This window comes from Gordonia sp. KTR9 (assembly GCF_000143885.2).
GTDB lineage: Bacteria > Actinomycetota > Actinomycetes > Mycobacteriales > Mycobacteriaceae > Gordonia.
Map to the genome: position 1 here is coordinate 80,525 of NC_018580.1, position 22,813 is coordinate 103,337.

Here is a 22,813-nt window from a genome sequence, read left to right on the forward strand (position 1 = left end):
CCAGACCGCACGAACGATCGACACAGGGACGCACCGGTGTCCCCGTTGAGAATGGGGAGACAGTGATGACAGCACCGACCGGGGCGCAAAGTCCGATCCAGAAGCAGCCCGCCGACCCCGTGCAGGCATCGGCGACAAAAAAGCGTCAACCTCGCGGGATCGAGAAGGGCCAGCCCGAACCGGCACCCTCGCCTATGCAAGAACCCGAGCTCGAGATCGAGATGACTGATGGTGTCGAACTCGGCGACAACGTATTCGCCGACGTGATTCCCGGACCGCCGGCACCGAACACACAGCCGCCGACGGAAGCCTCGCGAGCGGCAGTAGCGCGCGAGGCCGTAGACCGCAGGCGGGCGATCAGGAAAGGGCTTCGCGACCAGTCGGTGGGTAACCGGCTGTTCTCCGGCGAGAACGCCACACGCACGCCCAAGGAGCGGGCAGGACTGCTCAGTGCGCGTCACGATCAGTACACGCAGCTGATGGCGCTGAACTGCATCAAACCGCTGGCACAGGGAATAGACCTGAGCACACTGATCGAGTCAGTATCGAGCGCCGCAGTCATGTGGGCACTGAGCCCTCGTTTTCGTGAATTGACAGCCGACTACAACACGAAGATCAACGACGCGTTGCGCTTCATCCGAGCGAAGAACTTCGAGGACACCGCGAAGGTCCCGTTGGGTAGTAGTCGAGCGGTTGTCGAGCTGGCAAAGACCAAGGCCCAGCGGGCAGACAGAGAAATGCTCGATCAGGTTTCAGCAGTCCTGCAGGGGTCCGAGGAAGTTCCGTTCTCGACGGAATCGGCAGCAATGTCGTTGCTGCAGATCCACGAGGACGCCTACGTCGCGATTCGTGAGGGTGCTGATGAGGGGTACGTCCTGACAGCGCTGAGCGAGACCGTCGACGAGCTCACACAGGTGTGGAAGTCACAGAAACTCGACCCCCAGGTGGTGATAGCGACAGCACGCACGCTGACAGGACACACAGAGGACGACGAGGACCTCAGGCTCGCACAATTTACCGAGACCGCTAGCGGCAGCCTTCGACCGAGCGCGCAAACCACGACGCCCGGTGCTGGGGGCGCAGCCACGCTCACCTGGGGTGGCCAATGGGCGCTGGCAACCGGCGGAATGCTCAACAGCGCCGAGTCCCCGTTCTTCACCGTGCGCAGTGTCCAGGACGCGCGCAGCCATCAGGACGCCCTGGGCGCCCTCATTTTTCAGGACCTGCAGCTGGCCGCAAAGAGTGGACCGGCTGAGTTGCGCAAAGCAGTGATCGGTCACCTCGCGGCCTGGGAGCTGCGCGACACAAAACTCGACAACACCGGAGTCGGCGGAGCCTCACGAGATCGGGCCGCGGCATGCGCCCAGCGGAGCCGAGTAGCGTTCGCCGCGATGGCCGACGACGGTATCACCGAGGAAATTCGTCAGAAGGTCGCGGCCAACGCCTTGCTCAACGGCATGACTGCTTTTGAATCGTCGGAGCCCGAGGTCGTCGCGGCGATGGCCCGGGAGTTCGGAGAGAGCCACAACGAGGCTGTCGCAGAGATGGTCAAACGGGGCAAGGAGCGAGGTCGACCCGCACCCCTGAAGCCTGTTGTGTTCAACCCGAGCAATCCCACGCACGCCGCTCAGATGGCCGACTACACAGGACCGGGTAAAGAGCCTGAGGCTCCGCGCGATCTGGGAGTGCAGCAACCTCGCGCCACGGCGTTGGCCCCTTGGGGGCCACGGGCGCACCAGGCGGTGCTCGATGCGGAGAACGCGCGTGCGCGCGTCGTCGGCCGTGAGGGCGCCGGCCCGGCGCGGGTCGACACCATTGACCGTCCGCAGCCGGTCCGGCAAGGCGTTGACAAGCAGCAGCCCAGCGGGACGGAGTCCCGTCCGCCGACGCCGCCGCGCGCAGTGTGGCGGCTGGTCAGGCCAGAGGAAAACGTACAGCGGCGGGCCCGTGGTTATGAGACCGTCGAACGTGTGCCGCTGGGCATGAAGCCCGTACCTGCTGACTGGTCGGGGTATCAGGAGGAGATTGCCAAGCGGGCCGACATGGAAGCGGCTGAGGCACGGTTGAGTTCGGCCGGCTCCCGTCGAAGGTCTGGGCGAGAAGCCGGTGTGCCGCAGGCAACTCCGACAGTGGGGCGTGGAGGTCCACCGTCGGAAACCACGCCCCAGTCGTCGCAGAGTGCGGCTACGCCGAAGCGCGGGGGCGCCCAGAACGTCCCACCCAGTAGGCCGGCACAGCGGTGGGCGCCGGATCCGGTCAACACCGGATCAACCGGCCCGGCTCCTCAGCCTGTGCCAAGCCGACCCGCCGACAAGGTCCCGCCGATGCGCACTCGGCAACAGGTTCACGGGAATTCGCCTCGGAGTAGGGACCGGAGCACTGGGCCAGAACTCGGCGCTTGAGCCAGGGCTGATTACGGCGACATAGATTGACAATAAGAACTGATGTTCGATCACAATCAGATACGAGGTGAGAGCAATGGGAATCTTGAGGAACATGATCTCGGAGAGCATGGGTACACCGAAGAATGAGGCCGAGACAGCGCGCCAGCAGCGCGCCGCCGCGGCGACAAAGCTCGGCGGTGACGGCATTGAGCGCGCGCTGGCGATGAAGGAGCGAACGCTCTCACAGCTCGAAGCGGCCGATCTTCGCGACAGCAGCCGCGATGCCCAGAAGGACGCAGAAGAGCGAGAGGGATCGGCCACCCCGGAAGCTCAGGTCACCTACAGCCTGAATCTGACAGGCAACAAGGCCGTCCAGCATGCGAGAGACAACGGCTACGAATTCTGAACCTCTAGCACCACAGAATCATCGCAAAGAGTAAGGCCCGCGACTAACAGGTCGCGGGCCTTATCGATTCTCCCGGAAAATATTGGCCGAGCCTGTCTTAGCAGGTACAGGCGATTATTTGGTAGGCTCGCAGATAGTCCAGCTGGGGTGGAATTTGTCGGGGGCGTTTGTCGGCAGACATAGATGAGGTGGGAGATGTCCATGGCAGCGCTTGAACAACTGAAGCGTAGTGCGGTGCGAGTGGTAACGACGATGGTGGCCACGATCCTGGTGCTCGGCGGGACCGCGGTCAGCCTCCCCACTGCGGCTGCTGAGGGATTCGGAGACGGGTGCACCGAGTACATGGTGTACCTGGTTCCTGGAACCTCAGAGACTACGACGAACGCGAACCCGAGCAAGCCAGCGGGAATGTTGGCGAAGGTCGGCCAGGAGCTCGAGCGGGAGTTCGGCGAGAAGGTCACTGTGGTCTATGTGCCGTACTCGGCCAGCGCCTACAACAAGGGGTTGTCGTACAAGGGAAGTAAGAGCGAGGGTGTCCGCAAGACTGCGGGGCTGATGGCTAAGTGCCCTCGGTCGAAGGTCGGCTTGGCAGGCTACAGCCAAGGAGCCGAAGTGGCCGGCGACGTCGCATGGCACATCGGACACGGCGAGGGCCCCGTGCCCGCGGCAACAGTCCGGGCAGTGGCGCTGCTCGCCGACCCTAAGCGGGGCAACGAGAAACTGGTCGGAACCAAGGTCGACGGCGCAGGGGTCGCCGGCGAACGCAAGGGCGGGTACGGCTCGCTCGAGGGACGCATCAAATGGGTGTGCGACGAGCAGGATATGTACTGCAACACCAGTTCTGCGAACCCGTTCGTAGGGATCATCGGCAAAGCGGTCACTGGTGCAACCACCGATGAGGTGACACCTCTCAGCGGTGAGACACCGGCCGGGGAGAACGGCCTGGACAGTCTCGTCTCCGACTTCGGAGATACCGACCTGACTGCCATTGGAGACAAGGCGTCCGAACTCAAGAACCGCACCGCGGCACTGACTCGTGAAGGGGCCGACACTCCGTCGAAGGATCAGCTCAACAAGATCGGCGAGCTCGCAGCAAGCCTGAACAAGACCTACAGCTCAACGGCGGACATCAAGAATTTCGCCGACAAGAACGGCGCCCGAACACTTCTCACAGCCGAGAAGAACGGCACACCGGGAGCACAGACTGCCGACGTCCTCGACACACTCGACGGTGTCGACCTGGGCAGTCTCATTTCGAACACGGCATCAATTGCAGAGACCACCGCAGGTCTTGCTGGCGGCGATATGAGCAGCCTGAGCACCGGCGGCGAGGCATTGAAGAACCTAGCGTCGATGGGGCTCACCGTCGCATCCGAAAGTGAAGCGGTCAGCAGCACCGATCGCTCGAATCTCGCTGCAGCGACAGGTGTCCTCGGCAGCCTGAAAGTGTCGACGGTCATCGATACGTCACTGATGGCGCTCACGACGGTGCTGTCGACCGATTACCAGGGCATTTTTGACAAGGTGGTTCTGCTCGGTTCGCAGCTGGCTGCGATGGACGCCAACGCGGCGCACACCAGCGCACGAGAACTCAATGTGCTGCTCGAACCGTGGGTGGACCTCGCGGCGAGCGCCAACACCGACATCATGCCGATGGCGGCGGACATGGTCGCGATGATCCCGGACCCGTACGGGGTGTCGGCCATCGCATCACAGGTCATGCGGGTACTCGCACAGGTCGACATCAAGCGGCTGGCCGACAACGTCGGTCTTGCACAGGAAGTTGCCTGGTCCGTCGTCAAGGGCAACCCCGCCGAAGCCATCAAGCTGGTACCGATCGGATTGGACATCGGGTCGGTAGGAGTCCAGTCGGTGCTCGGTGGGCTCCTGGGTCGGCCGGTCGAGAAGACCGGGACCAGCGCCGTGAGCGGGGACCTGCTCAACATGACGTCCAAGCTTGCTCAGAGCGTAGGCGGCGTGCAGAACATGGAGGACCTCGGCCAGTTGGCTACCGACGCCGTCGATTTCAGCTCCTTCATCGCGAGCAACGTACACACAAGCGCCTACACGTCGAAGGACCTCGTCGGGAACCTGAACTCTGTGGAATACATGGCCAAGTACCTGATCGTTCAGCTCGGCGGCGGCCAGGCTGAGACGACTGAGACGACTGAGGCCACCGATCCCGGCGAACGATGACCACTCGTTGATTGAGGCCGCGCAGAAAAAGAATCCCGCCCCGCTCAAATATCCTGAGCGGGGCGGGATTCTGCTTGTCCGAGCTGAACTGGTTCAGAACGGAGGCTCGTCATTGTGGCCGCCGAACGAACTGCTGGCGGGTGCGCTGCCCCAGGGATCGTCGGCGACCTGCTGGTTCGAGTTCCCGCCGCCGCGGCTACCGCCGGCGCCACCGGACCCGAATCCGCCGCCACCACCGCCACCGCGCGAGGCGCGGTTGACCTTGGCGGTGGCATACCGCAGTGAGGGGCCGATCTCGTCGACCTCGAGTTCCACGACCGTGCGTCGTTCGCCCTCTTTGGTTTCGTAGGACCGCTGCTTGAGCCGTCCCTGCACGATCACCCGGGATCCCTTCGTCAGGCTCTCGGTCACGTTCTCCGCGGCGTCGCGCCAGATGTTGCAGCGGAGGAACAGCGCTTCGCCGTCCTTCCACTCATTGGTCTGGCGGTCGAAGGTGCGCGGAGTGGAAGCCACCGTGAAGTTGGCAACCGCTGCGCCGGACGGCGTGAACCGCAGTTCCGGGTCGGCGGTCAGATTGCCGATGACGGTGATGACGGTATCGCCTGCCATGCGTATCTCCTGAGTTATAAGTCGCGACTGTGGCTCGATCGTAGCTGGCGCGTAGCGGGTCGCCGTGTACCCGCTCCGTGAGATCGGGGATGAGCGCGCCATCACGTCGATAATCCGCAAGACAAACAGCCTGATCGGGTCGATCAGGAGCTCGCCCAGTTGAGAAGCCCGGAGGAAGATCAGGGCCTTTCAATACCAGTATCGCGCCGGGGAGACTACAGCTCGTCGATGAAGCGAGGGGCGACTTCACGAAAGGCTCGATAGTCGGAGTTGGCGACGGCGATGACTTTGTGGGCCTGATCCGACAGGAGAGTGGCCACCCGCTCGGACCCTTCCATGCTCGTGAACAGGCCCCAGCCCTCAGCAGTCGCAGGGATCGACGGTTCCGTGCCGGCCTGGAAGTCGTGAAGGATCTGGGCGAACGCGCCGCGAGGCTCGGTGTCCATTGCCCCAAAGCGGCTGTGTTTGCCCATGATTCGGAACATCTGCTTGATCTCGTTGTGGATCAGTGTGTTGGACATTGCCTGCCTTTCAGTTAGGTGAGGTCGGGGTTGGTATCGGAATGTGGGGGATGGCGTAGATGGGCCACAACCGACATCGCATGAGCCACCGCAGCCTCTGAACCGTGGCTGGTCGGGGAGTAGTAGTTCAGTTCAAGGCCGTCCGGGCCGTACTGCTGTGACGGACCCACACCATGCGGGTAGTCGTGGGGATAGAGATACCCGCGACCGTGCCCCAGGGCCTGGGCACCCGGATAGTGGGCGTCACGAAGATGAGCGGGGACCGGCCCAGTGCGGCCGGCCTCAACGTCGGCCATAGCTGCATCGATCGCAGCAATCACTGAGTTCGATTTGCGGGCGGTGCTGAGGTGGATGACGGCCTGGGCCAGATTAATTCGTGCCTCTGGTAGGCCGATCGTTGCGACCGCATAACTCGCAGCGTGGGCGACCATGATGGCGGTGGGGTCAGCCATCCCGACGTCCTCGGAGGCGTGGATGAGAATTCGCCGGGCGATGAAACGAGGGTCCTCGCCGGAGGCGATCAGCCGAGCCAGCCAGTGCAACGCGGCGTCGGGATCCGAGCCACGCATAGCCTTGATCAGCGCAGAGACGATGTCGTAGTGCTGATCGCCGCCGCGGTCGTAGCGCAGTAGCGCCGCGGGCGCGATGCTCTCGACGTCGCCGGCGCACAGCGATCGGCGACTGTCGGCGCGCGCAGCCGCGGCGGCGAGCTCGAGGACGGTCAGGGCTTGCCGGGCGTCTCCGGGGGAGAGTCCGGCGATGAGGAGGGCCAGGTCGTCGGGAAGCTCGACCGACGAATTGAGGCCCCGCGGGCTGTCGACGGCCGCGGTCAAGATGGACACGATGCTCGTCTGCGATAGCGGTTTCAGGCGCAGCAAGATCGCCCTGCTACGCAGAGCCGGGTTCACAGAGAAGCTGGGATTTTCAGTGGTCGCGCCGATCAACGACACTGTGCCTGACTCCACCGCCGGCAGGAGAATATCCTGCTGGGCTTTCGAGAACCGGTGGATCTCGTCGATGAAGAGCACGGTACTCACAGGCGGATCTGCGGCCAGGCCTGCCTGGGCTTCGGTAACAGCAGACCGAACTTCTTTGACGCCTGCGCTTGTCGCCGAGAGCTCGACGAAGCGGCTCTCGGTGTTCTCCGCGATGATGCGGGCTGTGCTCGTCTTACCGGTCGCCGGCGGCGCCCACAAAAGAACAGAGGGTGCGGCGATTGATCCTGAGATGAGTTGCTGCAATGGCGAACCCGGCGTGGTCAGATGGTCTTGCCCGACCAGATCGTCGAGTGTTTTGGGTCGCATCCGTGCAGCGAGCGGTTCGTGATTCGTCACGGTGAAGGGCTTTCGGTAGGGCGCGACGTCGATGTCTACCTCTGGTGTCCTGCGGCGGCGGGTATGCGCTCGATTGCCATCTCAGGTTCGGTTGTGGAGAAGGCCTCGATGGCGCGACGGATCAGAGCGTTGATGTAATCGACGACGGCTGTCAGTACAACGGCCACGCCGAGAGCAGCGGTGTCTGGAGCAAGGGGGAGATCGCGGACATCGTTGATCCCAGAATCCATGATCAACGGTGCTCGGCCGAGCATCACCGACAGCGACAGATGGTTGTCGTTGGTGATGTCGCCGTCCTCGTCGCAATGGAAGTCGGCGAAGATGTAGACCATCGTCGACGGAGACTCGGCGAGCTGCAGCACTCGGCTGTGAGCCGGGGCGTGCAGGCTCTCGATGAGTTCGCGGACCAGAGCCATCAGCGCTGGCTGGTTGGCCGACACCGTGTGGTCCAGGGTGCGGAATCGTTGATCCAGTTCGATCCACTGGGGAGTTGCGAGGGGTTGTCTCGCATCAAGATTCAGCGTGATGTGGTGCATAGAGGGAGTTCTTTCTCGGGTCTGGAGGTGCGCGGACGGACTACGCGTGGTCCTCGATCGTTCAGAAGGGTGGAGAGCACCACCCCTCAGTGCGGCAACGCGGCTGAGGGGTGGGCTGCTGAAGGGTTGCACGTCACAGTGCGGCCTGGCCGTTGTCGGTAGTGCCTGGGGTTGGAGTGCGGACCGCGAGGTCAGAACGGCGGTTCTTCTCCAGAGATGTCCGCGCGGGCGGCGGCCATAGAGTTGTGAGACTGAACGATCTCATCGATGCGCTCCTCACGGGTTAAGGAGTTCCACCAGTCGACATGCTCGCAGTTGTCGCTGAAGCTTTCACAGGCATCGCAGTTCACACCAAGTATCTCGAGGGAGTACGAGATGCCGCCGGCGCCTTCTCGGATGGAGGTGCAAGAACAGCGCGACGGTTGCCATTCCTCGTGTGACTTATCAGCCAGAAGGGCTTCGGGTACGTCGGCTGCGGTGATGAAAGCAGAAGGGTCGAGGGTCATGAAACGTCGCCTCTCTCAGGTAGTGGGCTTCGTGGCATGGAGCCGATCCGGGCGGTCAGCAGGGAGCGTGTGTGCAGCGCGAGGACACGGCGATGAGTCGAAATTGGAGGCAGCACAATGGCACACACAATCAGTCGTTGTCGACGCAGCCTTCGCAGCCGTCGAGGCCGTGCTCGCTCGCTCTGCAGTCCCCACACACCTCACCGACGTAGACGTGGGGGTCGTCGGGGTAATGGGCCGCCAGGGTCGCAAGTGCTTCGTCGCGGGACCACATGTCCTGCTCGAGGATGCCTTCGTCGTTGAAGACTCCGTACTCGGTTGCGGACACGTCAGCAGACCTCGTCTGCGGCGTTCTGCCAGAACTCGATGGCGGCCTCGTCTTGATCGACGAAACTGGGTGCGCTCCAGTCGTTTCGATCTGCGCAGCGATGTCTGTGATGTCCATGTCAGTTCTCTCCCTCGGTCCAGCCGACGACGTCCATGTCCTCGCCGGTGTCGGGGTCGATGAGACTGCCCGAGTCGACGACGTCATTCCAGTGCTGGGTGTGTTGCTCGCCGCGTCCGTCGATGTACACGAGCCACATGTCAGATGTGTTCACTTTGGCCTCCAGTCGTGGCCGCCGGCCTTCGCCGATGCGGACCGAAGTTTGTCGTTTCTGCTGCAGGGACGGAGATCCCAGATGCTGTGGCACCCGCAAGCAGGCGTTTGACGTGACTACTTGCGAGCCTCGATGTGGTATCCGGCCGAGCGCATGATGTCTGCGATGGTCTCGAGGGTGTCCGGTGTCCAGATCACCCCATCCATGAGGTCTTGAATCGCCAGTAGTGCATCCGTCGCGTCCATGTATGTCCTCGCGATTGTGTTGTGGGAGGGAGGTATTCGAGTGGCCGGTCAGTCTGCGATCAGAGCAATGACGGTTGCGATCGGCCAGGTGCGAAGGCTTTTGTGTTCGTCAGCGAACTGAACGACCTGATCGGTGACGCCGACGACGACACCTGAGATCGCTGTGATTGGGCGCTGGTGGGCAGCGAAGATCGTCGCTGTCGTCGCCCCGTTGCCGTCGGCAAGGCGAGATCGAATCAACTCAGCGATGCGTTCAGGGTTCCGGTGTCCGTTCACGGCCTTCGAGATGGGCGCCGTCGACGAGACGATGCGGTCGACGGCCTCATCGACCGAGATCGCGGTGATCGAGAGCGGCCCGAACGCGGGGGTGGCGTCGCCGGTAACGAGGTCGGTGGTGGACGGGGTCATGAGTAGTCCCATGGAGGTCTCCTTGACTACGGCCGGCAGGCCAACAGAGGGCTGCGATCGCACGCACTCCCGGTGAGGTTGTCACCCACGTTTCCGGCCGGGGCCTTGCCCCGGCAGATGTCTTCACGACCGGGGCAGCGGTATCGCAGCAGTTCAATACCTGTAACGTTTCGGGTCAATGTGTGTTACCTTGTGTCTCCGCCGGAAAGGTAGTCCCTGATCGCAATCGAGCGATCGAGCCTCCGGCGGTCAAGCCCCGAAGGATGAGTCATGGGTTTCGCCCTCAGCACGACACAGTCGGCCCAGTTCCTGGCCGAGCACCTCGCCACCCGCGGCGGCGCGCCGACAGTCACCAGTAAGAAGGTCTTCGAACTCGTGAAAGCCAATCTCTTTCATGACATCGGGGCAGGGGTACAGGTTCGCATCGACAGTGACGAGCTGACAGCATTCGTCGCGAGGACCCGTTTTGTTGCCGATCCGGCAGAACTGGGAGACACAGTCTTCCGAGTCAGCTGTCTGGCCCGAAAGCTGCGGAGCGATCGCATCGTGGAACGTGGCACAGGGAAGGTCCTGAGCACCCACATGGGTGTGGACTACGCCCAGCCATACCAGCTCGACGGCATCGAGGGCGTCTGGTCGGTGTCCGACGTGAACTGCCGCCACATCGTGGACAGAACGTGCCTGCTCTTGGCGACCTGCAAGGGGTATGTCCACCCCGAGCATGTCCGGTCAGTCATGGACTGGACCCGTATCGAGGCAAGCAAGCGCAAGTATTTCCACACCGAAGCAGCATCTGAAACGGTGAAACAGGTCGTAGGGACTGGCATCTGGGTCAATGTCCCGCCGGTACGCGAGTCGGATTTCCTGACCAAGAGTTGGTGATCGAGACGGTCCACAGCGAGTCCCTGGCTCACGTCAATCGGCCAGGGACTCGCCGTTTCCGGTTCAGAGTTGGCCGTCGAGGACGGCGAGTAGTTTCTCCATGATCTCGTCGGCCCGATCTTCGACATCGTCGAGGACATCAACGACATCGGTCAGGGAAGCCTGGGCCGTCCGACGTGCTTGCAGGCCGCGATCGTAGTAGCCGTCGTCGAGAACAGTCTCGGGGTACGTCGGCGGTTGGTACGGCTCGGGCACGTCGTCGTGACGAACTCGAGGACGGTACTGCCGGTGGGTAGGCGAACGCCCCGACAGATGAGTAGCCACGATCCCGGCAATCGAGTGCGCTGACAACGCGGATCGATCGAAGGGAGTGTGCCCCCACCGGTCGATGGGAGTGAAGATCGGGGCCGATTGCTGTTGTGCGAGAGCCCTATCAGTCAATGAGCGCGGAGAGAACTCGGTGGGTAGGCGGTCGGCGTCGAGCCTGTTGGCCAGCAGCCGGGTGGATGGGGCCCGGTCCTGGAAGTCGAGAATCTGGGCCCACCGCCGGTACACCTGGGCTGGAGAGACACTGCCCGGATATGGCGGTGCGGTGAGGATGATCCGGTGGCGTTCGATGACAAGGGTGTCGCCGGCCGCGCTCAAGTCAGCTCGTCGCAGAGCGCTGATCTGCTCAAAGCTCAACCCGGCGGCCGCCAACAGCAACAGGAGACCATCGCGGCGACCGAACAGTCCAGCGGTCCACCCAGCGGCGGGTAGGCGGTCGATGACACCGGCGACGTCTGCCGTCAGCCGCGCCAGTCGTTCGGCGCGCGTCTGGTTGACCATTTGTCGGACAGTCTCGGCGTCCCCGGGCGCCGGATGTTCGGTAGTGCGATGCACCGAGTTGATGACGGTGATCCTGCGACGCTGCGTCGACGCAGCGGCAGGATTCTCGGTGATGAAGCGTGCGAGGGTGTCCGGTGTGGCGGGGAGAGCCAGCCGATCACTGCCGGCGCACCAGTCGTCGAAGAGAGACCACACGGCACGATCACGTGCGGCGAGAGTCGGTGCGGCGTTCATCAGAGGCCGATGTCCGATACGGCGTTACCCATCAGCGGGGCGTATTCGCGGGCATAGACCTCGAGCATCCCGGTCGACTTGTGACCGGTCTGGCGCATGATGGCGTGAGCGTCTGCGCCATTGCGGAAAGCTTGAGTCACGAAACCTGCTCGCAGAGAGTGGCCTCCGAGTGAAGCGACGAGGCCTTCGTCGTAGCCGGCAGCGCCCGCGCGGCGCCGGACCGCAGCGTGCACTGCAGCACCCGAGAGCGCTGCGGTTGACAGATTCCCGTTCTTGGCAATGGCGCGAAAGAACGGCGTGGACTGGGGAACTCGCGGCAAGCTGTTCCTGCACACATGATCAGTGAAATCGGGTGCGGTGCGCAGGAGGCGGATCACCGCGGCGCGGCCGCCGCGCTCATGGGCGGCTACGACTTCCCACCAGCGCACAGCCGCACAGGGCGGACAGCTGGCGTGCGACACCGTGAACGGCAGCGCCCGGACAGCGCCGTGGCCCACCTGGTCTGTCTTGGACTTGCGCAGGTGAATATGTAGACCGTCGAGTCGATGAACGGCGACATCACCGCATCGCAGCCTGACCATCTCGCTTCGACGGAACGCACCGGCGAAACCCATGAGAAGCAGAGCACTGTCTCGCCGCTCGAGGACCTCGCTGGCCCATCCGGTGACCGCCTCGCGGCCGACGTTGACCATCGTCACGATGTCGACGACCAGGAGCGGAGCCATCTGTTTGCGCGGACGCTCACCGGCCGCGGCATACGTGCGCCGGATCCCCGCCAGTGTCGAACGCACAGCTTCGTGATCAGTGGGGCTGATATAGCCGCCACTGCGGTGGATGTGTGCGATCGAGGCGACCCACTTGGACATCGTGGCCGGCGCGTACGCGCGTTCACCGTTGTCACCCAGCGTCTCGGCCGCCTCGACGAGATAGGCAGCCACAGTCGCTGGGTGCGCAGGAAGAGCGGTGTGACCACCGACCTCGCACCACTGATCGAACCGACGCCAGGCCGAGGCATAAGCCTTCAGCGTGCTCTCCGAGCGCGATGCGGCCATCGATTGCGTGATCTTGGCGGCGGTGGCGTCACTGAGCTTGGGGGCCGGCGCGGCCGAGGACACCTCAGCGGTCCAGGTGACGGGTAGCGATCGATCTCCGAGTGTGGCCATACAGCCAGCGTACAAGGCAGATACGACAGCGTCGCAACCGTAAAAGTGTGTTGAGGTGGCCTTTTGCCCGAGACGCTGCGAGAAAGCGAATTCTCGTGGCCAACCGCGCATAGATCATAAGCGACAAGATGGCGGAGTAGAGAGCGACCGACGACGTGCGGCTTTCGATGTGTCGAGATGCAGCGAAGATTAACAAGGTGGTCCAGCTTGTTTAACAAGCCTGATCACGGCGTAAGAACCGCCCTGACTAGGGCAAACATGGTCGGTCGAGCGTTGCCCGTAGCCCGCGTTTTCGCGTGATTTCCTGCTAATTTTGCCGGGCAATCTATGCCTGGGAATCGCCGATTGCGCGGTGAAACCGGGCGACGAAGGGTCTGAAGTGACCGGCGTCTGGCGGCCGGCCATCGGCGATTGGCCAGTGGGATGAGCTCGTCTAATTCGCAGATGACGTTGGCGCTGGTTTTGGGGATGTGCTCGGCGGATTCGGCGCTTGTGTGGTGACTCCGTGACCGGGCTTGGTCAGCGGAAGGGTTGCGAGGTGCTTCTGGAGCCGCTTCGACATCGGCATGAACGTGACGAAGGTCAGGCTTCCCGAGACAACCGCTCCTACCAGCGGCACGACCTTGGCTGCGCTCTTGGCGAAGACCTGCTTGGTCATCTGAATGCCCAGGAGCCCTGCAACCTTCTTGACCACCGGATATATCGCACCCTTGGTGAGAGCCTTCTGCGGCAGCTTCCTGGCCACTTCACTTGCGATCAACTTCGAGACTTGCGCCACGCTGGCCTGGGCCGCGTTCACGCCAAACATCACGCCGATGAACAGCGTGAGCATGCTTTCGGTCGCGGAGTCCATTCCGTCGGCGTTGTCGTCGAAGAGCTCCGGCCAGCTGTAGATGTAGGCGAGTTTCTGGACGACGCGAAGAAGGTAGCCATAGTACTGTGCGATATCGGCCGGGACCGTGCCGATCGCTGCGAGGCCTCCGGGGATGCCAGCTGCCGTGGAAAGTGTCGTCACCTTGCCGGTCTCGTACTTGATCACGCTGTTGGCGATCTTGTCGATCACTTGAGGTGTTACGCCTGCTTCGGCCGGTGTTGTGGCGATAGCGAGTTTGATCTGCTCGTCGGTGCAGTATCGCTTCAGCTCTCTGCGGAGGAAGGCCTCCCGGTTGATCTGCACACCCGGCAGTTGAGCCGATGCCCGCAGCGTCTGCTCGAACTTCGTCGACGGCGCGACCTGATCGCCTTTGGCCATGGGAGCAACCTATAGCAACCTTCCGACACGGACCGCTGATGGGGCGGAGGAGACGTCGGCCTATCACGCGAAATGCCTCGCTGACCGTTTGTCGACTTCCTCCCTTAGCGGCTCTCCGACCTCGATTTCTTGCTAGATTTGCTGCTAATTCCTGCCGAAGCGGAGGTGTCACTTGACCGAGAGTTCCGGCGCGGCGGTGACTTGGCGGTTCCGATTCGCTGGCGACAAGGTGTCCCGTGTGTGGAACTGGCAGTCTGACGGTCCGCCGGATCTTGCACGTGTAGTTCCGATTCGCAAGCCTCGATCGTCGGAGCGACAACGGCACATACCGGTCACTGCGTATTCACTGACCATGCGCGACCACCTTGAACTCGAGTCGGGCCTCGAGCATGACCTCTTGCGACGCCTGGACCGGCTCCACGATGTCGTCGCGCTGGTACCGCAACCGTGTCAGCTGAAGCGGGGCGGATCGTCCTCGGCGAAAAACACGCCCGACTTACTCAGCCTTGACGACACCGGGTCGGTAACGCTCTGGAATGCACGCCTGCCGCACAAGATGGACGACAAATTCAAGCTTCAGGTCGCAATGGTCGAGGCCGCCTGCGCGAATGTGGGATGGCGCCACGAGGTATTCAACGGGCTCGACCGCGTAGAACGCCTAAACCTTCTGTGGCTGCACGGCTACCGCCGAAGGCCTTCCTGGTATGACCAGGTGGCTGGCGAGATCGGGAAGGAAGCAAGTAACGACGCCGCGACTCTGGGCTCCCTATTTCGTCTGGATACCGGAAACGGGGAGGCCATCGCCGTGGTCTGGCACATGGTCTGGTCCGGCGAACTGGATACCAACCTCTCGAAGCGATTGACGATGGAAACGCCAGTGCGCGCAGGACTGGTGGCGTAATGGACACAAGTCGCACAGTGGTTGAGGTCGGTGGCCGACTTCTGACTGAGTGGGGAACCGGTCTGGTGACAGCGGTATCAGCGGCCGGCGTAGACCTCCGCACCAGCGTCGGCGATTCCTTGCACGTCGATTGGCCCGAACTCGCCGAGGTGCGACTCGTGGTCGATGGCGATGTAGCGCCAATCAGACCGGCGCTCCGCCCGTACTGGGATGGCCTGTCTGAGGAAACGCGCCGAGCCGCCCTCGACAAACTTGAAATCGTGCAAGAGATACTGACCGGCTACCGGGACGGTCACGCCGAACTCGCGCGCGACGGCGAACCGCGCCCACCCTTCGGTGAAGGCTTCGGCGTCTCCGAGGCGGCGCGCTGTCGCGCGATGGCGGTCGCGTTGCAGCAAGAAGCTGCGGGAGATCGTGCCCTACAACGCCGCATCGCGAACGGTGAGATCAAGCGATCGGCTCCGGTCGACAGCACCATCCGCAACTGGGTGCGTGCTTGGAAACGCGACGGACTACTCGGGCTCCTCGATGCCAGATCCCTGCGTCGCGAACAGACGTGGGAGCGAATCGATGAGCGCTATCGGACTGTTGCTGAGTTGGTCTTCGCCACCCTGGACGGAGATCGGGCGGACTGAGGGGGACCCATTCGATGGTCCAGTCGCTATGCGGCTTGAGGTTGGTGGGTCGTGGTCCACTGTAGGGCGAACTCGGCGGGGGTGAGTCCGTGGTGGGCCGAATGGGGTCGGTTGGCGTTGTAGTCGATCCTCCAGTCTTCGATGATGACCCGGGCTTCGCGCAGGGAGTCAAAGCGCCAGGAGTTGAGCAGCTCGTCGCGCAGGCGGCCGTTGAACGATTCGATCCAGGCGTTCTGCCACGGGGAGCCGGGGTCGATGAATAGTGATCCGGTGCCGTTGAATCGGCACCAGTCGTTGACGGCGTGAGCGACGAATTCCGGTCCGTTGTCGAACCGCACGTAGCACGGTGGACCATGTATCAGGGCCAGGCGGTCGAGAACGTCAACCACGCCATCGGCGTTGATGACGCGGTCGACGTGGATCACCAGGGCTTCGCGGGTGAACTCGTCGATCACGTTGAGCATTTTGATGGTTCGGCCGTCGGCGGTGGTGTCGAATTGGAAGTCCATCGCCCAGATCACGTTCGGCCGGATTGGGCACATCGCCCCAACCGCGGTCCCGATTCCGGTGAGCCGTTTCTTCCTGCGGCGCTGGGGAACTCGCAGCCCCTCCTCACGCCACAGGCGGCGGATGCGTTTGTTGTTGACCGTGAAGCCCGCTTTGCGCGCGGCGATCGCGGCGCGTCGCCAGCCCCAGCGGGGCCGGTCGGTGGAAAACCCACGTAGCCAGGACCGCAGCTCGGCTTCCTCCGCGGTGATCGGCGCTGGGTGCAGTCGCATCGTGGAGCGGTGGATGCCCACCACAGCACATGCTCGCCGCTCAGATACCCCGAACCGCTCACGCAGCATCGTCACGGCGCTGCGCTTGCGGTTCGGGGTCAGAAGTTTCCCGACGAAATCTCCTTGAGCATGTCGATATCGAGGGCCTGGTTGGCGACCAACTTCTTGAGCCGAGCGTTCTCAGCTTCGAGTTCTTTGAGGCGTTTGACGTCATTGGCCTTCATGCCCCCGTACTGGGCCACCCAGCGATGCCAGGTCGACTCTGTGACCTCCAGATGCCGGCACACCTCAGCCAACTCCTGCCCGGTCCCGAGGAGCTTGTTGCCCTCGGCCAGCTTGCGGATGATCTGATCCGGCGTATGCCGCCGGCGCTTGCTACCTGCCATGTCGTCGTCGATTCTTCCTGCCCAAACACTCGGGCAACAGAGTCGCACAACAACTGGACCACTACGAAGGGCCCACCTCAGGACGTCAACATCAGCGAGCTTGATCGGCGGATCAAGGTTGAGCTCAAGCGTGCAGGGCACGTGAATGTCTCCACGCCGCAGCGCCTGACGGCAGAGTATCTCGCGCACCTCAAACGGGGCGCGGGCGCAACAACCCGCACCCAGAGAAGCCGGTCGCTACAGCGCGTATCGGGCAAAGAGCACTTCCCCGCAATCAGGCCTGGGCAAATAGTCGCCATCGACGCCACGAGGGCGGATAACCTCGTATATGACCCGCTTCTCGGGCGACCCTTCAGCGTCGAAATCCTCACTGCGATCGACGTCGCCACCAGAGTGATCCTCGCACTGCGCGTGGTGCCGAAGAGCGCCGATGGAATCGATGCCGGGCTACTTCTTTACGACATCTGCCGCCCGTTCTCGATGATGGTGGAGGGCACCACCATCAGTCACTGGCGCTGGGCCGGTTTGCCCCAAGTCGTCGACGCTTCTGATGTCGCGGTCAAGGTTGGGCGCAGAAGTGTTGCACCCGATTTCACTACGCTTCAAGGAGAGCACCACATCCCTGGCGTCATGCCGGACGCGATCCGCGCCGACCACGGTTCGATCTTCGTGTCCGATCACTTCCGCGCGATTCTGCGTGACTTCGGGATTGACTTGTTGCTCAGTCGCGGGAAAAAGCCAACGGACAACCCCCACGTTGAACGCTGGCACGAGACGCTACAGCGGGCCGTTCAACAGCTCCCTGGCTACAAAGGTCGCAATACCTCGGAGCGCGGCCGATTGGTCGCCGAGGAGGCATTGGTCACGGCCGCCGAACTGGAAGAACACCTTCGGCGATTCGTCGCCTTGGACTACCACCGGTCGTGGCACACAGGCTTGGTTATCGGTGGTGAGCCCACCGCTCGCACCAGTCCTTTGGAGCTCTGGGACATCATGCTCGACGTCACCGGCCGTATCGACGTACCGCAGCGTGCAGACATGATCTATCAGATGCTTCCGGTCAAGTGGGGCACAGTCGGAGTCGCAGGTGTCGAGTTTGCTGAGATGGTCTACGACGGCAAGCTACTCGATGATTTCCGGAATGTCGCACGGGGCCAGTTCAGGGACGACGACAACAAGGTTCCCTTTCTTGTCGACCCGCACGACTTGTCGAGCATCTGGTTCCCGCACCCCGAGACCGGCCGTGTACGCCCCGTTGCGTGGCGAGGATCTTTCTTCACTGACGCGCCGATGACCGATACGATCGTTCAGGCTGTTAGGCGGCGCGTCCGCGAACGCGGCGGCAACCACATTCTGAGTCGGGGCTCAGCGCAGCGGCAGATCCTCGACGAGCTCACGGAACTCACCTCTGGGCCCGTTCCAACTGACTGGACTGCCAAACTGTCAGCCGCGCACCGCAGAGTTGAACAATCGCGCAAAGACCACGAAGAAGCTCAGGCAGCCCAAGGTGCAACCCGCGACGAAGCCACTCAGTCGGGCGGCAACGAAGCACGCACCAAGACGCCCCATACCGATTCACCCCAGGACGACGTTCCCTTGGACATCCTCGACGTCCCGTGGCCGACGATGCGGGCCGACTCCTGATGGACTCCCTCGCTTGGCATTTGGCTTGCACCAAACCGGAGTTGCCAGAACCACCTCTGTACACGTCGGCTGGTTGGGACAGGATGACATCCGAGGACCGCGCGCGGGCGGTCGATGCGCTGCGTCAATGGATGAATGGACTCTACGTCGAAACGGCCGAGACCCGCGCAGTCGCAGACCGACTCACTGAGATCGTGCAGGAGAATTCTGAAACGGGCCCCGGTGCGAAGGCAATAGCGTCGGTCACAGGTGCAAGCACGCTCGGGAAGAGCACGGCGGTCCGCCGCTGGGCCACAAGGAAATACGTGGAATGGATCGTAGGCGCACCGAAAGGCCCTGCAGAACTGCCCACGTGGAACCCTCAGCCAACGATCGACGCAGACCTATGCCCCGTCGTTTGGGTCAACCTGCAATCTGGCTCGATGGTCAAAGGATTCAACTCCCAAGTCCTTGACTTCTTCCGCTTATCCGCCAGCGGCGCCGCCCACCAGACGTCAACCGCCGCGGTCAGGGCATTGGCACGCCACGGCGTGCGCACCCTTCTCATCGACGACTTCCATCTACTGCGTACCAACTGGAAGGGCGGCCGGGAGGTCCTCGATCACGTGAAGTACATGAACACCGAGCTCGGCGAATTCAACGCCAGCTTAATTCTGGTTGGGACAGACCTCGAATCCAGTGAAGCCATGAGCGATGCCCAGCTTATCGGCCGCCTCCAGCCAATGAGCTTCAGTCCGTACGGAATCGAGACTTCGGAGGAGCAACACGCGTGGCAGCAACTGCTCTACGGGCTGGAAGGTTATCTCCTTCCGCATCTCCCTCGGGCAAGCGAAGGGCTTCTCACTTCACAGCTCGCGGGGCCCATCTGGAAGCGATCTCAGGGCTACGTCGGTGACGCGACACGCCTCCTCCGCATTGCGACACTTGCAGCGATCGCCGACGGCACGCACACGATCAACCCAGAACACCTGAAGGAAGTCCGCCTCAGTAAACGAGCGCACGCAGCAGAGGCGGAAATCGATCTTCGGCGCCGCAGCAAGCAGAGCAGGGTGTGATGTCACCGGCAGACAACGGAAGGGGGCTATCCATGCGAGAGCCTCGTATCGGCTATCTGCCTGCTCGACCGATTCCAGCCGACGATGAATCGCTGGAGTCCTTCGTATCGCGCGCGGCGACGGCGAATTGCACCACCGTCACCAAGATCCTTGGTCGAAGTCAGTTACCGCGATCAGCGTCTGACTACGAGCCGATTCTGCGGCACCTGGCCACGCTGACGCGCCAGCCATTCTCGCGCATTTCGGCGATGACCCTTGATGACTGCCATAGTCGAGTGCTCGCGAAGGAAGGCTGGCTGGCAAGTGAGTGGGGTCAGCATTGCCGTTGCGCACCAAACGGAGTGGCACGGCGAGAGTGGGCGTTGGCTTTGTCTCCGGTCTGCTTCTACTGCGGGCACCTCATCGGCATGCCCGGTAGCGGCACTGCGCAGCTGACCAGAGTTCCCGACCGGATTCTGTCGGTCTGCAAGGAGGTCTCGTCCGCTGCGCACAGATCTGCGAATGACTTCGATGCACTCGACCGACTTGAGTGTCTCCGCGCGGAACTACCCTCGGTGGCTCGTCGGCTCAGTCGAGGATCTGCACACTGGATCCCAGCGGATGCTCAGTTGGTGACCACTGCGACGGCAGATCTTGCGACGAGTCACGAGTCCGAGGAAGAGCTACCGCGATCTCCTGCCGTTCGTGCACTGGCCATCGCAATGGCCTGGGAAGAACAGCGAACGTGGCTGACACCACGAGTATCTCCACATCCACGTCCCACTCCTGTCCGACCAGAGAATTCTGAAATACCCGATTCGCAGGTCTTCACTCGACGGGTACTCCGCACAGGCGCGAAGACTGTCAAGACCATGCGGTTACCGAAGAGCTCAGTCCGCCATCCACGCGGCGAAGATCTGATCCGGCTGGCGCTTGGCCATACGCAATTGACGCTTGACCACATCCCAGGGATCTACCGGCAAGAAGGCGAACCGTTCGTGCTCGACCCCGCCCAGTGGTTGTGGCGTTCCAGAGTCGCGCTACTTCTCAGTCAATGTGTTCGGTTGCGCGATCATTGGAGCCTTGCCGACGAGCCGACCTACCGTCTGACGAAAGCTGGTAGCTACTCGATTTGCATAGGGGCGTGGCCGAAATGGACTCCGATCTTCCACCGCGAGAGCGACATTGCCCATGCGATGAATCTGGCGCGAGCCCTATGCCTCGATGAGCTCGTCAACTACCGTGAGCGCCGCGACGCGTTAAGAAGGATTGAAGCCGCCCCGCCGGACCTGGTCGGCACCCTGCCCGCAGCCGCCCGGAACTTCGATGGCTGCGCCCGGCTCGCCGCATCTTGGATGTGGTTCGATGCAACCTGTGATAGCCCGCGTACACGGCCAGACGCCGAACACCTGAAAGCATTTGACGCTGCGCTCAACCCTGAAGGCCGTCTCATCCTTCGCAGTGCCGCCGAAGCGATCTGCGTCGCCGACGAAGATCTTGTGCGTCAGGTTGGGAGTGGAGACTTCGGTGTGGTGGATTCGGACCGAGTCTCAGAAGAGGACCGGACTCGTGTGGGCGCGTGACTTCCAGTCGCTCGCCGACTGCGGGCGCTACCAAACCGCGACGGCGACGGAGCCGCTGAGCTAATGCTCCCCGCTCGAGTTGCAATCGATCCACGCGAGTCGCTTGATTCGTACCTCGAGCGGATTGCACTTGTGAACGATCTGACGACCAAGAGTCTTGTCCGCATGCTCAAGGAGAACCGGGACGGATCGTCGGTCTCGACGGCTTTCATGCTGGTCCGGCCTAGCGATGAGCTCGTCGGCCGAATAGTGGATCTCACTGGGCTGGGGGCATCGGCCGTCGAGAATTCGACCTTGTTGCGTTACGACGGAGGCGCGCCACTCAACCTCGACGGCTTCGACCCGCTCGATCGGGCGAGCTACCGCGCCATCGTTTGCCAGGGGTGGTTCCCGCAGCATGGGACGCAACTATGCCCACTCTGCCTATCGCACGACGGAATCTGGCAGCTGTCGTGGAAGCTACCGGTGTCGACAGTGTGTCCCGACCACGGCGTCTACCTGGTCGCTGAGTGTTCAAGCTGTGGCCGGCGCTTTCGAACGCGACACCACAGTCCGCTGCGTCCTCGGCTCGATGAACACCAGCCGTGCGGAAATCCGCTCGGATTCTCGGCTCCCTGCCGACACTCCATCCTGAGAGAGAAACCGACGGCTGCATCCGAAGGTGCAATTCGGACCGCAAAGCGGGTTACGGCCGCTATCGAAGGCGAAGAAACGAGCGTTCTCGATGGCGCTCTCGCGCCCCCCGCGTACCTCGCAGAAGTCCGAAACTTAACCACTCTTCTGCTTCACCTCGCATCCCGGGCTCGCGCAAGGGGTTTCGTCGAATGGGCCGGAGAGCTCCAAGCCGAAGCCGCTGGTCGCACAACTGAGCTTCGAGGGCCTCGGTGGGGTATTCAGCCGCCGACAAGTGCAGTCACCCGCGGTGAAGCACTGGCGGAGGCGGATGGGATTCTGTCCAGTCCGAAGAGTGCGGACGCCGTCGCACGGTTGGCCGAGTGGTTCGATCTGATCCCGGACGTCCCGGGCGGCCCGAGAGGATGGATCGTCAATCGCGCGGCAAAGAGTCCGGTGTTGAGCTGGCTGGTGGTCCAGGTGCTTTCAGCCCGCCGCCATGTCGGCCTGCAGATCGATCATCACGACGCGTTGATCGATCTGCCGCTGTCAGCGATCCCTCAACTTCTCGATGAGCACACCTACCGTCGTCATTTCGCTGGGATGCTAACAACGCAGGAAAGCACGGGGCGGCTGTATGCCTCCCTGTGTATTGCGCGCGCACAACGGCCAGGGTCGACGTGGTCCACCGCTGCAGCGAGTATCGAACTCGACCCGGACATTGGCAGACGGACATCGCGAGCGGCGAGCACGCGACTGGCCGCGAGTCCTTCAGAGATCGCGGCAGCCGCCAACGCGGCAGCGAGTGAACTATCGCGTCGACGGGATTATCGGGCGCTCGAGCGACGAGTCATCGAGCTCGCGAGTACGCCCGACACGTGGTTTACCGATTGGGCGCGGTCGGCGAGTCCGAGGAGGCGCGCGGCCGCACTCCCGTACGCGGTGACATGGATGTGGTGCGAGGTTGCTCAGGGGTGGTTGGACACCAGCCCGGCGTGGCCGCCGCCGGTGACCCGACAATCGAAGGCGGCTTATCGGGTGTTTCGTGACACGCTTCCGGAGGAGTTGGGGCGAGCATTGCGCGAACTCGCCGATGGGAATTCGAGGTGACGGGCGTCGGGTGGCACCTCAGCGAA

The 22,813-nt window shown here is 62.7% G+C and carries 23 protein-coding genes and 2 pseudogenes; 12 read left to right on the plus strand and 13 right to left on the minus strand.

Translation table 11 applies throughout. The annotated features are described in order from the left end of the window. Window positions 1-65 precede the first annotated feature (65 nt). The 3 genes from KTR9_RS00365 (at window position 66) to KTR9_RS00375 (ending at window position 4,986) form a co-directional block, all read left to right on the plus strand. Complete coding sequence (locus tag KTR9_RS00365; RefSeq protein ID WP_014924705.1) at window positions 66-2,402, plus strand: hypothetical protein; 2,337 nt, start codon at window positions 66-68, stop codon at window positions 2,400-2,402. A 76-nt stretch (window positions 2,403-2,478) separates the two neighbouring features. Beyond that, window positions 2,479-2,790: a hypothetical protein gene (locus tag KTR9_RS00370; RefSeq protein WP_044505517.1), complete on the plus strand. Its 312-nt coding sequence runs from the start codon at window positions 2,479-2,481 to the stop codon at window positions 2,788-2,790. A gap of 201 nt (window positions 2,791-2,991) precedes the next feature. Further along, window positions 2,992-4,986 (plus strand): cutinase family protein, encoded by a 1,995-nt coding sequence (locus tag KTR9_RS00375; RefSeq protein ID WP_014924706.1) that lies wholly within the window; start codon window positions 2,992-2,994, stop codon window positions 4,984-4,986. 93 nt (window positions 4,987-5,079) lie between these two features. Here KTR9_RS00375 and KTR9_RS00380 read toward each other — a convergent pair whose 3' ends face one another. From KTR9_RS00380 to KTR9_RS00410, 9 genes are all read right to left on the minus strand, one after another. Further along, window positions 5,080-5,595 (minus strand): single-stranded DNA-binding protein, encoded by a 516-nt coding sequence (locus KTR9_RS00380; RefSeq protein WP_044505519.1) that lies wholly within the window; start codon window positions 5,593-5,595, stop codon window positions 5,080-5,082. Between the two features lie 215 nt (window positions 5,596-5,810). Then, window positions 5,811-6,116, minus strand: coding sequence for a hypothetical protein (locus tag KTR9_RS00385; RefSeq protein ID WP_014924708.1), 306 nt, complete (start codon window positions 6,114-6,116; stop codon window positions 5,811-5,813). Between the two features lie 14 nt (window positions 6,117-6,130). Next, a complete protein-coding gene (locus KTR9_RS00390) occupies window positions 6,131-7,450 on the minus strand; it encodes a replication-associated recombination protein A (RefSeq protein WP_238553848.1) in 1,320 nt (439 codons plus the stop codon). A 35-nt stretch (window positions 7,451-7,485) separates the two neighbouring features. Beyond that, window positions 7,486-7,986 carry a hypothetical protein gene (locus KTR9_RS00395; protein WP_044505521.1) on the minus strand — a complete coding sequence of 167 codons (501 nt, stop codon included), beginning with the start codon at window positions 7,984-7,986 and terminating at the stop codon, window positions 7,486-7,488. Window positions 7,987-8,177: 191 nt separating this feature from the next. After that, window positions 8,178-8,492 carry a hypothetical protein gene (locus KTR9_RS00400; RefSeq protein WP_044505522.1) on the minus strand — a complete coding sequence of 105 codons (315 nt, stop codon included), beginning with the start codon at window positions 8,490-8,492 and terminating at the stop codon, window positions 8,178-8,180. Window positions 8,493-8,622: 130 nt separating this feature from the next. Further along, entirely contained in the window at window positions 8,623-8,937 is a 315-nt protein-coding gene (locus tag KTR9_RS00405; RefSeq protein ID WP_044505523.1) for a hypothetical protein, read from the minus strand. Between the two features lies 1 nt (window position 8,938). Further along, window positions 8,939-9,091, minus strand: coding sequence for a hypothetical protein (locus KTR9_RS27570; RefSeq protein WP_158409738.1), 153 nt, complete (start codon window positions 9,089-9,091; stop codon window positions 8,939-8,941). A 116-nt stretch (window positions 9,092-9,207) separates the two neighbouring features. Then, window positions 9,208-9,336: a hypothetical protein gene (locus tag KTR9_RS28105; RefSeq protein ID WP_274518042.1), complete on the minus strand. Its 129-nt coding sequence runs from the start codon at window positions 9,334-9,336 to the stop codon at window positions 9,208-9,210. A 48-nt stretch (window positions 9,337-9,384) separates the two neighbouring features. Beyond that, window positions 9,385-9,756, minus strand: coding sequence for a hypothetical protein (locus tag KTR9_RS00410; RefSeq protein ID WP_014924712.1), 372 nt, complete (start codon window positions 9,754-9,756; stop codon window positions 9,385-9,387). 258 nt (window positions 9,757-10,014) lie between these two features. Between KTR9_RS00410 and KTR9_RS00415 the strand changes: the two genes are divergently transcribed. Then, complete coding sequence (locus KTR9_RS00415) at window positions 10,015-10,626, plus strand: hypothetical protein (protein WP_014924713.1); 612 nt, start codon at window positions 10,015-10,017, stop codon at window positions 10,624-10,626. Window positions 10,627-10,689: 63 nt separating this feature from the next. On the opposite strand, the gene KTR9_RS00420 is transcribed toward KTR9_RS00415, so the two are convergent. From KTR9_RS00420 to KTR9_RS00430, 3 genes are all read right to left on the minus strand, one after another. Then, window positions 10,690-11,688 carry a hypothetical protein gene (locus KTR9_RS00420; RefSeq protein ID WP_014924714.1) on the minus strand — a complete coding sequence of 333 codons (999 nt, stop codon included), beginning with the start codon at window positions 11,686-11,688 and terminating at the stop codon, window positions 10,690-10,692. After that, complete coding sequence (locus tag KTR9_RS00425) at window positions 11,688-12,803, minus strand: site-specific integrase (protein ID WP_014924715.1); 1,116 nt, start codon at window positions 12,801-12,803, stop codon at window positions 11,688-11,690. Before KTR9_RS00425 ends, KTR9_RS00420 begins: the two co-directional genes overlap by 1 nt. A 481-nt stretch (window positions 12,804-13,284) precedes the next feature. Beyond that, window positions 13,285-14,103, minus strand: coding sequence for a hypothetical protein (locus KTR9_RS00430; RefSeq protein WP_014924716.1), 819 nt, complete (start codon window positions 14,101-14,103; stop codon window positions 13,285-13,287). Window positions 14,104-14,341: 238 nt separating this feature from the next. Here KTR9_RS00430 and KTR9_RS00435 point away from each other — a divergent pair, with 238 nt between their 5' ends. Both KTR9_RS00435 and KTR9_RS27825 read left to right on the plus strand, forming a co-directional pair. Further along, the gene (locus tag KTR9_RS00435; protein ID WP_232283213.1) at window positions 14,342-15,004 is read left to right on the plus strand and encodes a TnsA-like heteromeric transposase endonuclease subunit; all 663 of its coding nucleotides are present in this window, start codon (window positions 14,342-14,344) and stop codon (window positions 15,002-15,004) included. Window positions 15,005-15,021: 17 nt separating this feature from the next. Continuing rightward, window positions 15,022-15,639 carry a hypothetical protein gene (locus tag KTR9_RS27825; RefSeq protein ID WP_238553837.1) on the plus strand — a complete coding sequence of 206 codons (618 nt, stop codon included), beginning with the start codon at window positions 15,022-15,024 and terminating at the stop codon, window positions 15,637-15,639. Between the two features lie 26 nt (window positions 15,640-15,665). Here KTR9_RS27825 and KTR9_RS00450 read toward each other — a convergent pair. Next, window positions 15,666-16,804 (minus strand): IS3 family transposase gene (locus KTR9_RS00450; protein WP_085950464.1). Its coding sequence is split into 2 segments (ribosomal slippage): window positions 15,666-16,534 and window positions 16,534-16,804, totalling 1,140 coding nucleotides; the frame shifts between segments, so codons are not numbered across the junction. Between KTR9_RS00450 and KTR9_RS00460 the strand changes: the two genes are divergently transcribed. The 6 genes and pseudogenes from KTR9_RS00460 to KTR9_RS27845 all read left to right on the plus strand — a co-directional run bounded on the left by KTR9_RS00460 (window position 16,778) and on the right by KTR9_RS27845 (window position 22,787). Then, window positions 16,778-18,448 carry a DDE-type integrase/transposase/recombinase gene (locus KTR9_RS00460; RefSeq protein WP_014924720.1) on the plus strand — a complete coding sequence of 557 codons (1,671 nt, stop codon included), beginning with the start codon at window positions 16,778-16,780 and terminating at the stop codon, window positions 18,446-18,448. The two genes, KTR9_RS00450 and KTR9_RS00460, sit on opposite strands and share 27 nt — an antisense overlap. An 83-nt stretch (window positions 18,449-18,531) precedes the next feature. Further along, window positions 18,532-19,503: a TniB family NTP-binding protein gene (locus KTR9_RS00465; protein ID WP_238553839.1), complete on the plus strand. Its 972-nt coding sequence runs from the start codon at window positions 18,532-18,534 to the stop codon at window positions 19,501-19,503. A 32-nt stretch (window positions 19,504-19,535) separates the two neighbouring features. After that, window positions 19,536-19,874 (plus strand): annotated as a pseudogene (locus tag KTR9_RS27830) (TniQ family protein); the annotation flags it as partial. Between the two features lie 480 nt (window positions 19,875-20,354). After that, the gene (locus KTR9_RS27835; RefSeq protein WP_238553849.1) at window positions 20,355-21,065 is read left to right on the plus strand and encodes a hypothetical protein; all 711 of its coding nucleotides are present in this window, start codon (window positions 20,355-20,357) and stop codon (window positions 21,063-21,065) included. Between the two features lie 63 nt (window positions 21,066-21,128). Continuing rightward, window positions 21,129-21,506 (plus strand): annotated as a pseudogene (locus KTR9_RS27840) (TniQ family protein); the annotation flags it as partial. A 546-nt stretch (window positions 21,507-22,052) separates the two neighbouring features. Further along, complete coding sequence (locus KTR9_RS27845) at window positions 22,053-22,787, plus strand: hypothetical protein (RefSeq protein ID WP_238553851.1); 735 nt, start codon at window positions 22,053-22,055, stop codon at window positions 22,785-22,787. The last annotated feature ends 26 nt before the right edge of the window (window positions 22,788-22,813 follow it).

Excerpts from the sequence above, each read along its gene's own strand:
- KTR9_RS00365 (WP_014924705.1), top strand. The coding sequence starts at position 66 with ATGACAGCACCGACCGGGGCGCAAAGTCCGATCCAGAAGCAGCCCGCC.
- KTR9_RS00370 (WP_044505517.1), top strand. The coding sequence starts at position 2,479 with ATGGGAATCTTGAGGAACATGATCTCGGAGAGCATGGGTACACCGAAG.
- KTR9_RS00375 (WP_014924706.1), top strand. The coding sequence starts at position 2,992 with ATGGCAGCGCTTGAACAACTGAAGCGTAGTGCGGTGCGAGTGGTAACG.
- KTR9_RS00380 (WP_044505519.1), bottom strand. The coding sequence starts at position 5,595 with ATGGCAGGCGATACCGTCATCACCGTCATCGGCAATCTGACCGCCGAC.
- KTR9_RS00385 (WP_014924708.1), bottom strand. The coding sequence starts at position 6,116 with ATGTCCAACACACTGATCCACAACGAGATCAAGCAGATGTTCCGAATC.
- KTR9_RS00395 (WP_044505521.1), bottom strand. The coding sequence starts at position 7,986 with ATGCACCACATCACGCTGAATCTTGATGCGAGACAACCCCTCGCAACT.
- KTR9_RS00400 (WP_044505522.1), bottom strand. The coding sequence starts at position 8,492 with ATGACCCTCGACCCTTCTGCTTTCATCACCGCAGCCGACGTACCCGAA.
- KTR9_RS00405 (WP_044505523.1), bottom strand. The coding sequence starts at position 8,937 with ATGGACATCACAGACATCGCTGCGCAGATCGAAACGACTGGAGCGCAC.
- KTR9_RS28105 (WP_274518042.1), bottom strand. The coding sequence starts at position 9,336 with ATGGACGCGACGGATGCACTACTGGCGATTCAAGACCTCATGGATGGG.
- KTR9_RS00410 (WP_014924712.1), bottom strand. The coding sequence starts at position 9,756 with ATGGGACTACTCATGACCCCGTCCACCACCGACCTCGTTACCGGCGAC.
- KTR9_RS00415 (WP_014924713.1), top strand. The coding sequence starts at position 10,015 with ATGGGTTTCGCCCTCAGCACGACACAGTCGGCCCAGTTCCTGGCCGAG.
- KTR9_RS00420 (WP_014924714.1), bottom strand. The coding sequence starts at position 11,688 with ATGAACGCCGCACCGACTCTCGCCGCACGTGATCGTGCCGTGTGGTCT.
- KTR9_RS00430 (WP_014924716.1), bottom strand. The coding sequence starts at position 14,103 with ATGGCCAAAGGCGATCAGGTCGCGCCGTCGACGAAGTTCGAGCAGACG.
- KTR9_RS00460 (WP_014924720.1), top strand. The coding sequence starts at position 16,778 with ATGCCGCCGGCGCTTGCTACCTGCCATGTCGTCGTCGATTCTTCCTGC.
- KTR9_RS00465 (WP_238553839.1), top strand. The coding sequence starts at position 18,532 with ATGACATCCGAGGACCGCGCGCGGGCGGTCGATGCGCTGCGTCAATGG.
- KTR9_RS27835 (WP_238553849.1), top strand. The coding sequence starts at position 20,355 with ATGCGGTTACCGAAGAGCTCAGTCCGCCATCCACGCGGCGAAGATCTG.